Genomic DNA, 17,110 nt, shown 5'->3' on the forward strand with positions numbered 1-17,110 from the left:
ATAGTGACCCCGTGGGCAGCTCTCCTGATGTCCATATCAAGATAGTGCAACTATCCTGAGCGCATGGACTGGAACCCGCTCCTTGCGACGCATGTCGTCGGCGCCCTCGTCGCGCTCGTCATCGGACCCGTGAACATCCTCCGACGGCGGCGCGACCGCACCCACCGCATCCTCGGCTACACCTGGGCGGCGTCCATGTACTACGTCTGCATCAGCAGCTTTTGGATCGTGACGGACGGGCGATTCAGCTGGCTCCACGGGCTGTCCGCCTTCACGATCGTCACAGTCACCCTCGGTATCGCGGCGGCGTCGAGAAGGAACATCCGCGCCCACCTCATGAACATGATCGGCAGCTACCTCGGGCTCCTGGTGGCGTTCGTCTTCGCCGCCACCGTTCCGACGCGCGCCATCCCACGCCTTCTCATCGGTGATCCCAGCACCGCCTGGCTCGTGGCGACCTTCGTCGTCGCCAGCGTCGCGGCCCTCTATCTCACCGTGCGACCACGACGGCGCGGATCCGAACCGGAGCCGCAGGTTCGCTCCGTCCGGGAGGACACCGCCGCCGTCGAGCAGAGCTAGAACAATCCGACGGCGTTTCCCTCGGCGTCGACGTCCATCTGCAGCGCGGCCGGGTCCTTGGGCAGGCCCGGCATGGTCATGACCGACCCGGTCAGGGCCACGATGAATCCTGCGCCCGTCTTCGGGATGAGATCCCTCACGTGGACCGTGAAGCCCTTCGGCGCTCCGAGCAGGCTCGCGTCGTCGGAGAAGGAATACTGCGTCTTCGCCATGCAGACGGGAAGACCTGACCACCCGTTGTCCTCGATCTCCTTCAACCGCCTCAGCGCCGGAACGGAGAACTCGACGCCGTCGGCGCCGTAGATCTCCTGCACGATCGTCCGGATCTTGTCCTCGATCGAGAGATCGAGCGGGTAGAGGTGCGAGAAACGGACGGGCTGTTCGAGAGCAGCGAGGACTCTGGCCGCGAGTTCGTCGCCGCCCGGTCCCCCACCGCCCTGCCCCCAGACATCGGCGACCGCCGCATCGATTCCCTCCGCCGCACACCAGGATTCCAACCAGTCGAGTTCCTCCTGGGTGTCCGTGCCGAACCGGTTGATGGCCACGACGGGTGAGATACCGAATTTCTCCACGTTGCGCACGTGCCGGAGCAGGTTGGCAGCGCCACGTCCGACCGCTTCGACGTCGGGGGCAGCGAGGTCGGCCTTCGCGACCCCACCGTGCATCTTCAGGGCGCGGACCGTCGCAACGATGACGACCGCGTCGGGAGCAAGGTCGGCAGCCCGCGCCTTGATGTTCATGAACTTCTCCGCGCCGAGGTCCGCCCCGAAGCCCGCCTCGGTGACCACGATGTCGGCCAGCTGCCGGGCAGTCCGGGTAGCGATCACCGAGTTGCAACCGTGGGCGATGTTCGCGAACGGACCGCCGTGGACAAGGGCTGGAGTGCCCGCGATCGTCTGCACCAGGTTCGGTTTGATGGCGTCCCGGAGCAACAGGGCGAGCGCGCCCTCGACCCGCAGTTCGCCCACCGTGACGGGCCTGCGGTCATACGTGTACCCGAAGGTGATCGCGGCCAGCCGTTCCTTCAGGTCATCGAGATCCCGGGCGAGGCAGAAGACAGCCATGATCTCGGACGCGACCGTGATGTCGAAACCGTCCTGGCGCGGCGTGCCCTGCGCGGGCCCCCCGAGCCCGACGACCACTTCGCGGAGGGCCCTGTCATTGACGTCGAGTACCCGCTTGAACGTGATCCGCCGCGGGTCGATGCCGAGTTCGTTGCCCTGGTGGATGTGATTGTCGATCAGCGCAGCGAGAGCGTTGTTGGCTGATGTGATCGCATGGAAGTCGCCGGTGAAATGCAGGTTGATCTCATCCATCGGGAGCACCTGCGAATACCCGCCGCCCGTCGCACCGCCCTTCATCCCCAACACGGGTCCGAGCGAGGGCTCACGCAGGGCGATCATGACCCGCTGCCCGGCACGGGCCAGCGAGTCCGCGAGGCCCACGGTGCAGGTGGACTTCCCTTCCCCCGCGGGTGTGGGACTCATGGCGCTGACCAGGACCACCTTTCCCGGGATCCTGCCCTCGTCCGGCAGAAGGCGGGGATCGATCTTCGCCTTGAAGCGCCCATGCAGTTCGAGCGCCTCCCGCGGAATACCCGCGGCGTCGGCAATGTCCCCGATGGGCCTGACCGCGGCAGCGCGGGCAATCTCGAGATCGCTCATGGGGAAAACCTACCAGCGCTCCGGCTTCAGAGGAGGGGCAGACCGGCGCGCTCGAGGACGTACGCGATGAGCGGCTCGTACAGTCCCGGACACACGTTGTCGTCGAGCGGCACGGCGACGTCCACCTGTCCCTGCGCTTCCGAGACGAACAATCCCGGGTCGTTGCAGTCGGCGAACCCGATGGTCGGGATGCCCGAGCTGGCAGCCTGCCCGGCCCACCCGTGATCCGCCACCACGAGGTCGGGCAACCCCTGTCCGGCCTCGGCGAGCGTCTCGAGACTGAGGCGCATGGGCTCGGGGAAGTGGGTGTGCATGAGCCCGCCGTGCTGATGCCAGACGAGGACGCCGAAGACCTGCCGGATGTCGCCGGCACCGAAGCGCCGGCCCTCGTGGACGCTCACCACCGTGGCACCGACGGCGGCGACTGCACGTGCGAACGCCGCGTGGACGGGCAGCAGGCCGGCCGGATGGCCCGTCGCGAAGAGTATCCGCTCACCACGACGGGCCGAGGAACCCAGCCGGTCGGCGAATCGGTCCAGGGCAGCCACGCACTTGCCGGCGTCGATCGTGTCCTGGCCCTCGGTATGGCTGCGGTCCGCGCTCGTTCCTACGCGCTCGTGCATCAGGTCGAAGACGTCATCGTACGTCCACTCCCGCGTGCGGGTGACACCGAACTCGAGGTGTTCGTTCCCCTCCAGGAACAGCTGCATGTGCCTGAGATTGTCCTGCCGGGGAGTGGCAACCTGGCCGGTGATGCGGACGGAATCGAGGTACTCGGCGAGCTCGGTCGGGTTCACCTTCCCATCCTAGGGGCCTTGTGGGCATGCCTCAGTGTGCGGTGGCGGCGGAGAAGCGCTCGACGGCTGTGCGGTAGCTCTGGGCTGTCAGCAGGGCAGTGCGCTGCCAGCCCAAGGCGAGCGCATGGGTCGCGGCCGCCTGGCCGAGATTCTTCCGGAGGGGGACGTCGTCGTACAGGCGTTCGAGGGCGGCCGCCCAGCCGGTCGCCGAGTGACCATCCACCAGGAGCCCGGTGCGTCCATCGCTGATCGCCTGTGGGAGGCCTCCGACGTTGGCAGCCACGACGGGCGTGCCGCAGGCCTGCGCCTCGAGCGCCACGAGCCCGAAGGACTCACTGAAGGAGGGCATGACGACGGCGTCGGCCGACCTGAACCACTGGGCCAGCCGCGCTGCCGTGACGGGCGGGTAAAGCCGGATGTCATCGGAGAGACCTTCAGCATCGATCAGGGGCTGCAGTGCGAGGGCCTCCGAACCGCTGCCCGACCCGAGGATGCTCACGTCGAGCGGGATGTCCGGCCTGCGGTGGCGGAGTTCCGCCGCAGCTGCCACCAGCACCTGCGGGCCCTTGAGCTTCTGGATCCGGCCGGCGAACACCACGTGGAACCGTTCCGGGGGGAAGGCGAGCGCAGCGCGGGCCGCAGCGCGGTCACCGGGATGGAAGGTCGAGAGATCGACTCCCGGGGCCACCACGTCGACGCGATCCGCGACCGCCCCGTAGAGGGAGACCAACTCGGAGGCCTCGGTACGGGTGTTGGCGATGAGGCGTGCCGCGCCGGCCACGATCTCCTGCTCGCCGGCAATCCTCTCGCCCGGCTCCGGGGAGCCGAGCGCCTTCATGTGCAGGTTCTTGACCTTCGCCATCGTGTGCATGGAGTGGACCAGGGGCAGGTGCATCTCCTGGCTGAGGGTGAGCCCGACGGTGCCGGAAACCCAGTAGTGGGAGTGCAGGACGTCGAAGTGTCCATCGGCGAGGACGTCGGCGACGTCGGTGATCGCATCGGCGAACGTATTCCTCAGGCCCGGCAGGGCTTCCTTCGGGATCCGGTGGCGGGGCCCGGCATCGAGGTGATGCACCACCACACCGTCACCCAGCACCTCGCGGCGGGGGCGTCCCTCGCCGACCTCACGCGTGAAGATCTCTACGTCTATGCCTACCCGGGCCAATTCGAGCGCCGTGCTCCTGACATAGACATTCATGCCTCCCGCGTCGCCCGCACCGGGCTGCTCGAGCGGCGAGGTATGGAGGGACAGCATGGCCACGCGCCTGACGCCGGACACACCCTCTCCCTTCCGACGGGCCGACGGATGGCCCGGTCGATTGACCCCATGACCCTATAACGCGATGTTCCCGCCCCACATTCCGGAACACCGCCCCGGGCAGACGGCCCCTCTCCCGGCCTCAGAAGGGCGCCGGGCCGATGACGAGCCAGGACCGCTGACCTGATCGCGGGCGTCTGTCTCGGCTCGTGCGACGTCCATCGATGCACGGCGTCCTACTTGATGAACATGGTGTGGTGAGGATCCCGGAATCGATGGCAGTCGTCCCAGGGACCACGTGACGGACTGGACAGGATCCGGCCCCAGAACGACACCCCATTACGCCACCTCTTCAGCATGCGCTGCACCTTCTTCCTGCGGTGGAATCCGGGCATGGCGGTGGCAGGGGTAGCTGGGTCGTCCTGTACTGTCCCGGTGTCCTGCAGGGAGGGTGTCAGTGATCCGCTCATGATGAATTCCCCCTGCGCGGACCCCCGACCGGCGGGAGGAGGTTTAGTGGTGGGGGACGTCGCTGACGGTTCGGTGAATTGGGCAGGAATGCCCCGTAAATTGGACATGACAAACTCTCAGTGGCTGGTGAAGGGCACGATGAAGCCCAGGAAAGGGCAATTCCTGAAAAAGAAAGGCCAGAAGAATCGCGGAAGGAAGTCGCGCACGGGCGCGGGGTGAGGAGTGGATCAGCCGGCTGGAGCCGGTGCGCTGACTTCCTAGTGCGTACGGATGACGAAGGCGGGATTGGCGCCGCGGGCAAAGGCTCCGCTGAGCATGGTATTCACAATCTCCACCTCCATTTCGCTGAGTGCACCTATTGATGTCCAGCCACGACGTTCCCGGGATGTTCGGTTGGGAAGGCCCAATGGCATGTAGATAAAGCTACCCCATGAAATGCTGATCGGCATAGCCCACGAGAAAATTCGTCGCTGAATTCTTCCTCGACGAGAGTTTGCGCGCAATCCCGTGCAACCGGTTCGGAGCCGGCTACAAATTCCAGTGCACGATCGCGGGGGTGCGCTTGTCCCACCCGAGGGCGCAGACCGCGGCTGTGCCGAGGACGAACCGCCTCCCTTCGATCCCGCCGAACTGCAGCCAGCGAGCCGCGACGATCCGAAGGAAATGACCGTGGGCGACGAGCAGGGCGTTCTGCACGGGCTGCGCCTCGGGATGCCTGTCGGCAGGCGTCCCGCACCCGGCCTGCACCCGCGCGATGACACGGTCCGCCCGCTCGGACACCTGGTCGAGGGTCTCACCGTTCGGGGCGCCGTCGTTCCAGATGAGGTAGCCCGGGTTCTCCTCGCGGACTGTCTCACTGTTCCTGCCCTCATTGTCCCCGTAGTCCCACTCGTGGGCGAACGGGAGTACCTCCGCGTTGGGAAACCCTGCCAGTTCGGCCGTACGGACCGCGCGCTGCAGGGGCGAGGTGACCACGAGATCGAACTCGACGTCCTGGAGGTGCTCGCGGGCCGCCAGCGCCTGCTCCTCGCCGTGCTGGGTCAGCGGAAGATCCGTCAGTCCGGTGTATCGCCCGTCCCTCGACCACTCCGTCTCGCCGTGCCGCAGCAGCCACAGCCTGGGCAGCGGCGTCCCGGCCGGAGTGAGATCCGGCGCTGCTGCGCCTGTCATGGGCTTCATGGTGTGCTCTCCTGTGATTCGGGCTGTTCGGTCCACCACTGGCGGAGCTTGGTCTCGGCGTCGGCGGGGTCATGGGGTCCGTGCTCCATGCGTTCCTCGAGGAGGTAGCGGTAGGCGCGCCCCACCACCGGGCCGGGGCGGATGCCGAGGAGTGCCATGATCTGTTCCCCGTCCAGGTCCGGCCGGATCTGAGCCAGCTCCTCCTGCTCGGCGAGATCGGCGATCCTGGCCTCGAGATCGTCGTAGGCGAAGGCGAGGCGCTCGGCCTTGCGTCGATTGCGCGTCGTGACATCCGAGCGCGTGAGGCGGTGTAGGCGCTCGAGCAGGGGGCCCGCGTCGTTCACGTAGCGCCGCACGGCGGAGTCGCTCCAGCCTGCCTCTCCGTAGCCGTAGAAACGCATGTGCAGTTCCACGAGGCGAGCCACGGCCTTGATGGTGTCGTTGTCGAAGCGCAGGGCCCGCAGCCGTTTGGCTGCCAGCTTGGCGCCGACGGCATCGTGGTGACGGAAACTCACCGCACCGCCGGGTTCGAACTTCCGCGTCGCGGGCTTGCCGATGTCGTGCAGCAGCGCGGCGAAACGGAGGACGACGTCGGGGGAAGGTACCGGGCCGTCGTCGTCCGTCTCGAGCTCACACGCTTGGCGCAGGACGGTCAGCGAATGCTGGTAGACGTCCTTGTGGCGGTGGTGCTCGTCCGTCTCGAGGCGCAGCGCCGCGACCTCCGGCAGCACGTGATCGGCGAGTCCGGTATCCACCAGAACGTCGATCCCGGCGTCGGGCGACCGACCCTGGATGAGCTTCACGAGTTCGTCCCGGACGCGTTCCGCGGAGATGATGCAGATGCGCTCGGCCATCGCCGTCATCGCCTCCGATACGTCGGGCGCGACGGCGACCCCCAGCTGGGAGACGAAACGCGCCGCGCGCATCATCCGCAGCGGGTCGTCGGAGAAGGACGACGACGGAGTTCCCGGGGTGCGCAGCATCCCGGCGTGGAGGTCCCTGACACCGCCGAACAGATCGACGAGTTCGAGCGACGGCAACCGCAGCGCCATGGCGTTGATCGTGAAATCACGGCGGAGGAGATCGTCCTCGAGGCTCGTCCCGAAGGCGACCTTCGGGTTCCTGGACTCCGGGTCGTAGGCTTCGGCGCGGTAGGTCGTGATCTCGATCTGGAACCCGTCCTTGCGCAGCCCGATGGTGCCGAAGGCCCGGCCGATCTCCCAGTAGGCGTCGGCCCAGCGCCTGATGACGGCGAGGGTCTGGTCGGGGTCGGCGCTCGTCGTGAAATCGAGGTCCGGCGAGACCCTGCCGAGGAACAGGTCCCTCACCGGCCCGCCGACGAGGGAGAGCTCATGGCCCGCCGCATCGAAGAGCTCACCGACCTCGAGGACTACGGGAGGGAGGGGTGCGGTAAGGGTCGAAGTGTCCAGCAGGTGCGCCATAGTCCCTTAAGGGTGCCAGATCAGCCCGTGTTTCCCACACCGGTGCCGCCCCCCGCGGCTGGTACCCAGGCGGGCGTGCAGCGCGTCGCGCCGTCATCGCCGCTCCTTAAAGATCGTTAGAGTGGTCTTCATGGACCGACCCGTTCCAAGTGCTCCAAAGCGCACCCCGTTGACAGTGTCAATGGGAACCACGGGTATGCCTGCCGCGCAGCACCAGCTGCCCACGGTGGAGGAGGTCTCGGCGGGTGGGATCGTCGTGGACACCACGAAGGACTCACTGGACGTCGCCATCATCGCTCGTTTGAACCGAGGCGGTCGCCTGGAATGGTGCCTGCCCAAGGGCCACCCGGAGGGCGTCGAGAACAGCGAAGAGGCAGCCATCCGTGAGATCGCGGAGGAAACCGGGATCGAGGGGCGGATAGTCTCCGCCCTCGGCAGCATCGATTACTGGTTCACCGTCAGCGGTCACCGCGTCCACAAGACGGTGCACCACTTCCTGCTGATCGCCACCGGCGGCTACCTCACCATCGAGAATGATCCGGACCACGAAGCCGTCGACGTCGCCTGGGTCCCTCTCCAGGAACTGGGCCGCCGCCTGTCCTTCCCCAACGAACGCCGCATCGCCGACCTTGCGCGAGAGGTCCTGCCCGAGCACCTCTGAGCCACTCCCCGAGGGCGCGGACGTCGTCGTCGTTCCGTGGGTGAGACGATGGGGAGCGATGTCTGAAACGAACACAGCCTCGATACCACTGCAGGATGCCGGGCAGCCCCTACGGGAGACCCGCCCTACCCCGAGCAGCGGTTCCACCGCACGCTCGAGCGCCATCATGGCCGCCGGGACGCTGGTCTCGCGGATCCTCGGCCTGGTTCGCGTGGGACTGCTCGCCACCGCGATCGGAGCCTCGGGGCAGGTCTCGGACCTCTTCACCTCCGCGAACAACCTCCCCAACTTCATCTACCTCATGCTGGCCGGCGGCGTGTTCAATGCTGTCCTGGTACCGCAGATCATCCGAGCGAGCAGGCAGCCCGACCGGGGCGCGGACTACGTCAGCAGACTGCTCACGCTCGCCGCCGCCGCCCTCCTCGTCCTCACGGTGCTCGTGACTCTCGCCGCTCCCGTCATCGTCGGGCTCACCACGAGTTTCACGGGAGCCAATCTCGCGCTCACCACCGCCTTCGCCTTCTGGTGCCTACCGCAGATCTTCTTCTACGGCATGTACGCGGTGACAGGGCAGATCCTCAACGCCAACGGTTCCTTCGGGCCGTACATGTGGGCGCCCGTCGTCAACAACCTGGTGTCCATCGCATTCCTGGTGGTCTTCATCATGCTCATGGGGACCGAGCAGGTGGAGCGGCACAGCCCGGAGACGTGGACGACGGAGCAGACGGTGCTGCTCGCCGGCGGAACCACGCTCGGCATTATCATCCAGGCGGTCGTGCTGTTCGTCCCGTTGAAGCGTCTGAACCTGGGCCTGAAGCCGAAATTCGGGGTCCGTGGCACCGGGCTCGGTCGGACCGGGAAGCTCGCCTCCGTCACGATCGTGACCATGCTGATCGGCAACGGACTCTACCTCGTGAACCTGCGTGTGGCGACGATCGCCGCCGATGCCCGGCCACGCCTTCTCGCACAGGATCCACCGGTGCAGATCGCGGGCTCGACGAACCTCGAATTCGGGTCGATGGTGTATCAGCTCCCGCACGCGGTCATCGCGCTGTCCCTGGCGACGGTCATGTTCAACCAGCTGGCGTCCGCACACGCGGACAACAACCTGGCCGCCGTCCGGGCAACACTGTCCCAAGGGTTGCGCATCATCGGTGTTGCCACCGTCTTCGGTGCTGCCGCACTGCTCACCTTCGCCGGACCCCTGGGGATGCTCTTCAGCGAATCCGCCGAGGTCGCTGCCATCAACGGCGTCATCATCGCGATCCTCGCCGTAGGAGCGCCGTTCCTCAGTGCGAACTTCTTCCTCAATCGCGTCTTCTACGCCAGCGAGGACGTCAGGACTCCCCTCAAGATCCAGCTGATCCTGTCCGTCGTCGGGGTCGCATTCGCGCTCCTCGCCGCCATGTTCGATCCTCGGCTCATTGTGCCGATGCTCGCAGTCGCCTACACGCTGGGCAACGTGATCGCCGTCGTCATCAGCCACGTCTTCCTCAAGCGCGCCATCGGATCCTATGGCGCCGGGCACGTCTTCGACGTCCACGTGCGGCTCATCATCGCGGGCATGGTCTCGGCACTCGCGGGAACGGCCCTGTCCTGGGCATTCGGCGGATATGACCCCGGCGGGTACCTCTGGCAATCGAAACTCAATGCCCTCCTCGTCCTCGCGATCGGCGGAGTTCTGATGTCCGCCGTGTACCTGGGCATGCTCAAACTGCTCCGCATCACCGAACTGACCGAGTTCCTGGAGCCGCTCATGGCGCGATTCCGCCGGAGCGGCGCCTGACGCCCCAGCCCGGGAAAGGCGTGACCGACCGGTAGCATGGTGAGAAATCAGCCAGGTTTGCCGGGAGGAACACGTGCCAGAAGCAGTAGACGTCGGTTCAGTGCTGGGGGGCCGCTACAAGGTGACCGCCTATGTGCTGGCATCTGCTGAGAAGGATCTCGTGCTCGAGGGCGTCGACCAGGTTCTCAACCGCTCGGTGAGCATCCTCGTCGCATCGGCAGGGAATGCTTCCCAGGTAGCAACGAGTGCCCGCGAGCTGGCGACCGGCGACCGCAGCGGGAACATCCAGGTCCTCGACCTCGGGATCACCGAAGCGGGCACCTACCTGGTCACCAATCGGGCACCGGCCGCCGACATGCTCGACCTGATCGTGCAGCAGGACGCGCCCGCTCAGGAGCCGCCATATGTCGAGCCCTTCTTCACCGACACCCTCGGTTCGGAGATCTTCGGCCGCCCCCGGTCCATGGAACCCGAAACCTATGAGGACGACGACGACCAGTACGACGAGTACGACGACGAGCAGCCCCACCGGAAGTCACGCCTCTCCGGTCTGACGCGGCGATTCGGGCGCCAGAGGTCCGACCAGGAACGCCAGGACGAAACATCCGATCTCCCACCCGTCGTGGCCTCGCCGGTGGCCGAGCCCCGCCGCACACCTCACCTCGTACCACCGCCGCCCAGCAGGAAGCCGAGCGGTCCTCCGGCCGGGCAACCGTCCGGGCGCGACGGCGGGTCCGAACAGGATGACGCGCGTCCCCTGCGCGCGGCAGCGGCAGCAGGAGCCGCAGGTGCCGGGGCAGCCGGCGCGGCATCCGCTATGGCGTCGCAGCAGCCCGAACGGGCGGCGTCTCGCTTTCCGCTGTCAGGACACCAGAGTGCGTCCGATGGCACACAGCACCCTGATGGCCATAACCGGAATGACGACGACGGCTACGGGGATGACTACGACGACACCGACACCGGGGGGCGCAAGTTCAGCCGCGTGCTGGTCGGCGTCGTCCTCACCATCGTGCTCGTGGTGGCTGTCGTCCTCGCGGCGACACAACTGGGAAAGATCTCCGGGGGAACCGACCTCGCGGGCGGCGGGACCGAGCAGGCCACGAACGAGCCGGCGCCGGAGCAATCGGTGGCGCCGCCCACTCCCTCGGCAGAACCGACACCCGAAGCAGTACCACCCGTCGTCACCGGGATCACCCGGCTCGTTCCTGACAATCAGGCCCTCGACGCAGCGAACGACGTCAATCTGCCGCTCATCATCGACGGGAATCCCGCCACGTTCTGGGGCAACCAGGTCTACGCCAGCGACACGTTCGGCGGGCTGGCCACGAACCTTGCCCTCGTCGTCGAGCTCGAGCAGCAATCCGCTGTGTCTCGCGTCACGATCGATCAGCTCAACGGAGCAGGGGGCGGCTTCTCCGTCCTGGTGAACGATCAGCCAACCCTCGACGGCGCTGTCCAGATCGCGCAGGGAAGCTTCACCGCACCCACGGTCACCCTGCCTATCCCGGCCGGCGCCGACGGTCCTGCGAGTGGTCGCTACGTCATCGTCAACATCACCAGACTGCCCCGGCTCTCCAATATCCAGGCCCAGTATCCGTTCGGCCTCCGGATCGCGGAGATTCGCATCGAATAGATCCCGTGAGGTAGCGACCCCGCTCAGCGGGGCCGCGGGATCGCTTGGGTGACGGACACACCGGGTCGACGGAATAACATCCCTCGTGCGCCCGTTGACGGAAGTGTCCGCGGATATGTCCAGCTCGGCCGTATCAGCGCATGAGAAGACAGAAAGGTCTTTCGAGAACGTGACAACGCAAACCGGTGTCCAGCTGGACACGCCTACAGTCAACGGCTCAGGTAATGAGCAGAAGATCCACGACGTCATCATCGTGGGCTCCGGGCCGTCGGGCTACACCGCTGCGGTGTACACCGCCCGCGCGAACCTGAAGCCCGTCATGCTCGCCAGTTCGGTGAAGGCCGGCGGCGAACTCATGAATACCACCGATGTCGAGAACTTCCCCGGATTCCCCGAAGGCGTCATGGGACCGGAGCTCATGGAGCAGTTCGAGAAGCAGGCGCGTCGCTTCGGAACCGAGATCCTCTTCGAGGACGTGGTGTCCGCCGAGCTGTCCGGTGAGGTCAAGAGACTCACCATTGCGACGGGCGAGGAGTTCCTGGCTCGCGCGGTCATCATCTCGACCGGCTCGGAGTACCGCGAGATCGGCCTCGACGACGAGAAGCGGCTGTCGGGTCGCGGGGTCAGCTGGTGTGCAACCTGTGACGGTTTCTTCTTCCGCGACCAGGACATCGCCGTCGTGGGCGGTGGGGACTCAGCCATGGAAGAAGCGCTTTTCCTGACGAAGTTTGCCCGCTCGGTCACAGTGATCCACCGTCGCGACAGCTTGCGTGCCTCTAAGATCATGCAGGATCGCGCCTTCGCCCATGACAAGATCCGGTTCCTCTGGAATTCCGAGGTCGTGGGCATCCACGGCACGGACAAGGTGACCGGCGTGAAGGTGGCGAGCACCGTCGATGGAACGACCAGCGATCTCGACGTTACAGGCATATTCGTCGCTATCGGCAACGACCCGAGGGTCGATCTCGTGAAGGATCAGCTGGAGCTCACGAGCGAAGGCACCATCGCGGTGCTGGGTCGCACGTCCAAGACTTCGCTGCCCGGCGTCTTCGCGGCCGGGGATGTCATCGATCCGACCTATCGCCAGGCGATCACCGCCTCAGGTAGCGGGTGCGTAGCAGCTCTGGACGTCGAGCACTATCTGGCTGACACGGTAAGCGCAGCACAGACAGCTGCCCGGGTTCCCACCCCGCCGGCTGAAGCCGTCTCCGAAACTGCTTCCCTCTGATTGATTCATCAACTACAAGGAGAACTCGAATGAGCAACGCAAAGGATGTGACTGACGCGTCCTTCGACGCGGACGTCCTCAAGGCGAGCAAGCCCGTCATCGTCGACTTCTGGGCTGAGTGGTGCGGCCCTTGTCGCATGCTTTCCCCGATCCTCGACGACATCGCCACGGAACACTCGGAGAAGGTCGATGTCGTGAAGGTGAATGTCGACGACAATCCCGCTATTGCCGCCAAGTACGGCATCACGTCGATCCCGGCGGTCTACGTGTTCCACGGTGGAGAGGTGGCGGCCACGTCGATCGGGGCGAAGCCCAAGCACGTTCTCGAGCAGGAGTTCGCAGCTTTCATCAACTGAACTCGATGAGGAGGGGCCCGTCGATATTGATGGGCCCCTTTTTCATGTCTCAGAGAATCCATTGGAGACCCAGCAGCAAGCACGACTCGCTCGTCAACTAGCGCGTTGGGAGGACGCTGGCGAGACCATCAGTCAGGACAGCCTTCATTTCCTGCGAATATGCAGGACATTAGGAAAATTCTCCTGCAAGTAATGATGTCTTTTTCGTTCTAGTTCTCCGACTAGGGATGTGCCGCCCATGGCAGGCCCTGCGGATGGGTCGTTTCACGTGAAACGGCGTGGGCGAGTGCAGCACCGGTTCTTCTGCGTCGCTCCGAGTAGCCAGTGCAACGGCGCGGATCGGCTCGAACTTACGCCCTCTCTTTCGGCCGCCGCCTCTCACTTCGGCTCCCATAGCCGTGCATCACAGAGTCTCGTTCCCCCCTGGAACCGCTCCCTCAACTAAACGGCCCTTCATGCATCCGCGCACAGCCGCTTCTCGCCGGAGTTGTCGGGGCACTCCCGCATCTGGCTGTTCTGCAGTCTTTCCTGACCGCCGCGTCCAACCCCTAGAATCCGCTGCTCCTCAAGTCAACGCAGAGCGAAGGTGAGAGGACGATAGTCGAGCCACGTCCCAAGGCTGGAGGAGGCCAAGGGCAATCAGCGCCAAATCTGAAAGCATCTGATATAGGAGCGCTCTCCTCGATCTCCTCAGCTTCGGGCTGCTACTCCAGATTCCGCGTGGCCGCCCGGGACGATGCGACCGGAACGGATAGAAAAAGGTCCGACGATTCGTGGCAATGGGGATATCCGGCTATCGGCGCGATGCCAGCCGCAGCGCCTTCAAAAGCACAGGGATCATCACGGCTGCCGCGAGAGCCACGATGACCCGCGGAGATGCTGTGATCGCAGTGGCACTGCTATTGCAGGACACGCCTTCTTCCAGGGAGCCGTGTTTCACGTGAAACGAACCGGCGAACGCGAGAACGAGTACCGGGACCAGTCACGGAGGGTTGCGGCAGGCCTGCGCTCGAATCGGTGCTTCGACAACTCGGGCCCTTCAGCGAGATTTCATTCTCGCCGATCGCCATCTCACTGCACCAAATGCAGCTAGTAGTAACGCCGGTCCAAAGCTATAGCGCATTTCTGCCGCCATCCGTGCGGACGTACACCGCGCTCCTTGCCTTCCCACCTCCTGGCCGGAGTGCCTCCGAAAGGTGCACCACGTCGATCGAAGGGGATCGAAGCAGCATCTGGATCAAGAAGCAGCCGGAGGAGACAAACCGCTCTGTTCAGCTGCTTTCAAGTAATGGCCGGACCTCACTAGTGGTTCCACACCATTCCACTGCGACGAGCGCGTGGGCGAGGCTCGATACAAGCCTTCATGTTCCACGTGAAACACTTCTGTTCGCTCTGCGCATCGGTAGCGCTTCAAGGATTCGCCCGGCCGACCACCGTCTCCAATAAGGCTACCGCTGCCCCTTGGCTCGGGCGCGGTCCCGGGCTCAGACTAGGACTCGGACGCGGTCCCGGGCTCGGACTCGGACTCGATCGCGGTCCCGGACTCGGACTCGGACTAATGAGTTGCGTTGGCAGGAGAAGCTCTCATTCGCTTGGGTTGCGGTGAAAGTCGAGAATGGCAGCACATACCCTCCGCCTGGTGGATACAGCGGTCATCCCAAGGAGGAAGGCTGCGCCACCATCCCGGTTCAACCGCACAGACAGCCCGCGCAGACACCGACCCTTCGCCACCTCGGATTAGGGCTGCTGACTTCTACGGACTTCGTTACCCCAGGTGCCTGACGAAGCGAAGCCAGCAACCGGCGCGGAACCTCGGCAAGAACAATCTCGTACTTCTACGCAGCGCACCGAAAGGCCCCAAGTGATGGAACAACGTGACGAACGCAGACGCGTCAGAGCATAAATATGAGTCCCCTGGACCTCGATAGTCAACGGTGAGATACAGGCGTCGTTCGTGGGATCAGTGCCTACTCATCAAATCGCTACCGCAGGGACAAAGATCTTTGTAGCGCCATTCGTCAGACAGAGCAGGTGGCTTGCCAGCGGACCCGATGACCCAGAAAGCGGCACCTGCTGGCTCAATCGTGCGAGTACAGTTTCACGTGGAACCTGCCCTCCATCTGGAGCAGCTCACTGCTCCTACCATCCATAGCAAGTTGACGAGGAGCGCTCCGACTGAACATTCAGCACGAGGGCGTCAATGATGCAACCGTCATAGCAACCGAGCGGACGGTGGGGAAAGTAAAGCTCAGCACGCACACGCTCGCGACCGATAGTATCCGGAGCCTTGGTTTCCAGAAGTCTTCCTGTTCGAGGCGACAGCATCGGTTCGCTCGGCAGGTCGGCTCACCAGACTTCGGACTTGAGTTGCAATCACCCGGGCATCACTATCCAGTAAGAGGCGTCTGCCGAACGACGAAAGCTAGACCGACCCGGCAGCTAGGCGAGCCACTAACGCCGAACATCGCCTAGCGTTTCACGTGAAACATCCTCGCCCCGCTGAGGCATCACGAGCCGCTACTCCGAAGTGGGCGACAGAACTCCGACGATCCGGTTCAAATCGTCCACGCTCGCGAACTCGATGCTCACTCGTCCCTTCTTAGCTCCCAAGGTGATCTTCACATTGGTGTCCAATCGGTCCGACAAGGAAGTAGCCAGGTAGTCGAGACGCTCGTGACGAGCACCGTCGCGAGGAGCCGTGGGCTTGCTGGCCCTTCGGAGCCCACCGCTCAGGGCTACAATCTCTTCCGTCGATCGAACGGACAGGCCCTCCGAGACAATCCTTTGAGCCAGCTTTTCCATCTCTGCGGGCTCACTGAGGCCGAGCAGTGCGCGCGCGTGGCCCGCCGACAGAACGCCCGCTGCCACACGGCGTTGTACGAGCGGGGGCAGCTTCATCAAACGGAGGGTGTTTGAGATCTGGGGACGTGAACGACCAAGGCGTCCCGCCAACTCGTCATGGGAGCAACCGAAGTCCTCGAGGAGCTGCTGATATGCGGCAGCTTCTTCCAACGGGTTGAGCGCGCTCCTGTGCAAGTTCTCAAGGAGGGCGTCGCGCAGCAGATCATCGTCGAGGGTGGACCGTATGATGGCCGGCACGGTCTCCATGCCCGCCTCACGAGAAGCGCGCCACCGCCGCTCACCCATTACGAGCTCGTACTTAGCCTCACCGGATTCCTGGGACGGACGTACGACAATCGGCTGCAGGACGCCGATCTCCCGGATCGAATGGACGAGCTCGGCTAGCTCATCCTCATTGAACTCGACACGAGGCTGCTTCCGATTCGGATGAATGCTGTCCAAGCGCAGGTTAGCGAAGGTCGCACCGGGTACATCAACGAGCGCGGCCTGGTCGCCTCGTGGCAAGCTATCAAGCGGCGGGCGCGGCTCTGCTGCTGTTGTTTCACGTGAAACGGCATTGTCCTGGTCACTTTCGACGGTGCTTCCCGAGGGATCACCCTTCGAAGTACCACCATGGGCGGCGGCACTCGTATCTCCGTCGGTATCGCTCGCATCGGGGTGAGCAACGGCGGTGTTAGGCCCCGCTACACGCACGTCATCACCCGCCAGACCAGGAGAATCCACTGCGGGCGCGAACGCGGCAGTGCCCGAGGCGCTCCTACCTGCTACCGCGTTGTTGGTACTCCGCGGAGTCGGCGGCATCTCTGCGCCGTCTGCGCCAGTAGCTTTTCGGGTACCCCGGCTCGCAGCCCTTTTGGATTGCGCCGCCGTGACATTCTTGTTGATCCCATTCCGCAACGCGGTGGAGTAGGAGCGAGGCTGCCCTGCCACGTCGTCCTCCGTGACGCGCTCGAAGAACAGATCGACAGGGCGCCCGACAGGTCTGCGAGAGTCGTCAGGGCCTCCATCAACAGACTCCGGCTGATCCTCGTCGGCGGAGAGGACCTCCGCTGTCTCGGGGACGTCCTCAGCAGGGGCACTCGGAATCAGGGCTCCCAGCCCTCGACCGAGTCCGCGCCGCTTTTCTGCCATGTCTTTCCTTCCACAGTGTGGAGCGAACCTCCACTGCTACATCGTGATGGTCCTTGGAGGACC

The 17,110-nt window shown here is 64.8% G+C and carries 13 protein-coding genes; 6 read left to right on the forward strand and 7 right to left on the reverse strand.

Annotated features, from left to right (window positions below):
• Nucleotides 1–63 precede the first annotated feature (63 nt).
• The gene (locus tag CXQ96_RS02890) at nt 64–579 is read left to right on the forward strand and encodes a DUF2306 domain-containing protein (RefSeq protein WP_104116539.1); all 516 of its coding nucleotides are present in this window, start codon (nt 64–66) and stop codon (nt 577–579) included.
• Here CXQ96_RS02890 and CXQ96_RS02895 read toward each other — a convergent pair.
• From CXQ96_RS02895 to CXQ96_RS02920, 6 genes are all read right to left on the reverse strand, one after another.
• The gene (locus tag CXQ96_RS02895) at nt 576–2,243 is read right to left on the reverse strand and encodes a formate--tetrahydrofolate ligase (protein WP_104116540.1); all 1,668 of its coding nucleotides are present in this window, start codon (nt 2,241–2,243) and stop codon (nt 576–578) included. The two genes, CXQ96_RS02890 and CXQ96_RS02895, sit on opposite strands and share 4 nt — an antisense overlap.
• A 26-nt stretch (nt 2,244–2,269) precedes the next feature.
• The gene (locus tag CXQ96_RS02900; protein ID WP_104116541.1) at nt 2,270–3,040 is read right to left on the reverse strand and encodes a phosphatase; all 771 of its coding nucleotides are present in this window, start codon (nt 3,038–3,040) and stop codon (nt 2,270–2,272) included.
• Nucleotides 3,041–3,071: 31 nt separating this feature from the next.
• Nucleotides 3,072–4,319: a D-inositol-3-phosphate glycosyltransferase gene (gene mshA, locus CXQ96_RS02905; protein ID WP_104116542.1), complete on the reverse strand. Its 1,248-nt coding sequence runs from the start codon at nt 4,317–4,319 to the stop codon at nt 3,072–3,074.
• 215 nt (nt 4,320–4,534) lie between these two features.
• Complete coding sequence (locus tag CXQ96_RS02910; RefSeq protein ID WP_104116543.1) at nt 4,535–4,768, reverse strand: hypothetical protein; 234 nt, start codon at nt 4,766–4,768, stop codon at nt 4,535–4,537.
• 529 nt (nt 4,769–5,297) lie between these two features.
• Nucleotides 5,298–5,948: a histidine phosphatase family protein gene (locus CXQ96_RS02915; RefSeq protein WP_258058785.1), complete on the reverse strand. Its 651-nt coding sequence runs from the start codon at nt 5,946–5,948 to the stop codon at nt 5,298–5,300.
• Entirely contained in the window at nt 5,945–7,390 is a 1,446-nt protein-coding gene (locus CXQ96_RS02920) for a CCA tRNA nucleotidyltransferase (RefSeq protein WP_104116544.1), read from the reverse strand. The genes CXQ96_RS02915 and CXQ96_RS02920 overlap by 4 nt, the downstream gene beginning before the upstream one ends.
• 181 nt (nt 7,391–7,571) lie before the next feature.
• On the opposite strand from CXQ96_RS02920, the gene CXQ96_RS02925 reads away from it, so the two are divergent.
• From CXQ96_RS02925 to trxA, 5 genes are all read left to right on the forward strand, one after another.
• Nucleotides 7,572–8,051: an NUDIX hydrolase gene (locus tag CXQ96_RS02925; RefSeq protein WP_258058786.1), complete on the forward strand. Its 480-nt coding sequence runs from the start codon at nt 7,572–7,574 to the stop codon at nt 8,049–8,051.
• A gap of 58 nt (nt 8,052–8,109) precedes the next feature.
• Nucleotides 8,110–9,837 carry a murein biosynthesis integral membrane protein MurJ gene (murJ, locus tag CXQ96_RS02930; RefSeq protein ID WP_104116545.1) on the forward strand — a complete coding sequence of 576 codons (1,728 nt, stop codon included), beginning with the start codon at nt 8,110–8,112 and terminating at the stop codon, nt 9,835–9,837.
• A 73-nt stretch (nt 9,838–9,910) separates the two neighbouring features.
• Nucleotides 9,911–11,470: an ABC transporter substrate-binding protein gene (locus CXQ96_RS02935; RefSeq protein ID WP_104116546.1), complete on the forward strand. Its 1,560-nt coding sequence runs from the start codon at nt 9,911–9,913 to the stop codon at nt 11,468–11,470.
• Between the two features lie 193 nt (nt 11,471–11,663).
• Nucleotides 11,664–12,698 (forward strand): thioredoxin-disulfide reductase, encoded by a 1,035-nt coding sequence (trxB, locus tag CXQ96_RS02940; protein WP_258058834.1) that lies wholly within the window; start codon nt 11,664–11,666, stop codon nt 12,696–12,698.
• Nucleotides 12,699–12,727: 29 nt separating this feature from the next.
• Entirely contained in the window at nt 12,728–13,054 is a 327-nt protein-coding gene (trxA, locus tag CXQ96_RS02945) for a thioredoxin (RefSeq protein WP_104116548.1), read from the forward strand.
• Nucleotides 13,055–15,571: 2,517 nt separating this feature from the next.
• Here the strand turns inward: trxA and CXQ96_RS02950 are convergent.
• On the reverse strand, nt 15,572–17,047 hold the full coding sequence (locus CXQ96_RS02950) for a ParB/RepB/Spo0J family partition protein (protein WP_104116549.1): 1,476 nt from the start codon (nt 17,045–17,047) through the stop codon (nt 15,572–15,574).
• Nucleotides 17,048–17,110 lie beyond the last annotated feature (63 nt).

The sequence above is a fragment of the Arthrobacter sp. B1805 genome, from assembly GCF_002929745.1.
GTDB lineage: Bacteria > Actinomycetota > Actinomycetes > Actinomycetales > Micrococcaceae > Arthrobacter_D.

Excerpts from the sequence above, each read along its gene's own strand:
- CXQ96_RS02950 (WP_104116549.1), bottom strand. The coding sequence starts at position 17,047 with ATGGCAGAAAAGCGGCGCGGACTCGGTCGAGGGCTGGGAGCCCTGATT.
- murJ (WP_104116545.1), top strand. The coding sequence starts at position 8,110 with ATGTCTGAAACGAACACAGCCTCGATACCACTGCAGGATGCCGGGCAG.
- CXQ96_RS02915 (WP_258058785.1), bottom strand. The coding sequence starts at position 5,948 with ATGAAGCCCATGACAGGCGCAGCAGCGCCGGATCTCACTCCGGCCGGG.
- trxA (WP_104116548.1), top strand. The coding sequence starts at position 12,728 with ATGAGCAACGCAAAGGATGTGACTGACGCGTCCTTCGACGCGGACGTC.
- CXQ96_RS02920 (WP_104116544.1), bottom strand. The coding sequence starts at position 7,390 with ATGGCGCACCTGCTGGACACTTCGACCCTTACCGCACCCCTCCCTCCC.
- CXQ96_RS02890 (WP_104116539.1), top strand. The coding sequence starts at position 64 with ATGGACTGGAACCCGCTCCTTGCGACGCATGTCGTCGGCGCCCTCGTC.
- CXQ96_RS02925 (WP_258058786.1), top strand. The coding sequence starts at position 7,572 with ATGGGAACCACGGGTATGCCTGCCGCGCAGCACCAGCTGCCCACGGTG.
- CXQ96_RS02895 (WP_104116540.1), bottom strand. The coding sequence starts at position 2,243 with ATGAGCGATCTCGAGATTGCCCGCGCTGCCGCGGTCAGGCCCATCGGG.
- CXQ96_RS02910 (WP_104116543.1), bottom strand. The coding sequence starts at position 4,768 with ATGAGCGGATCACTGACACCCTCCCTGCAGGACACCGGGACAGTACAG.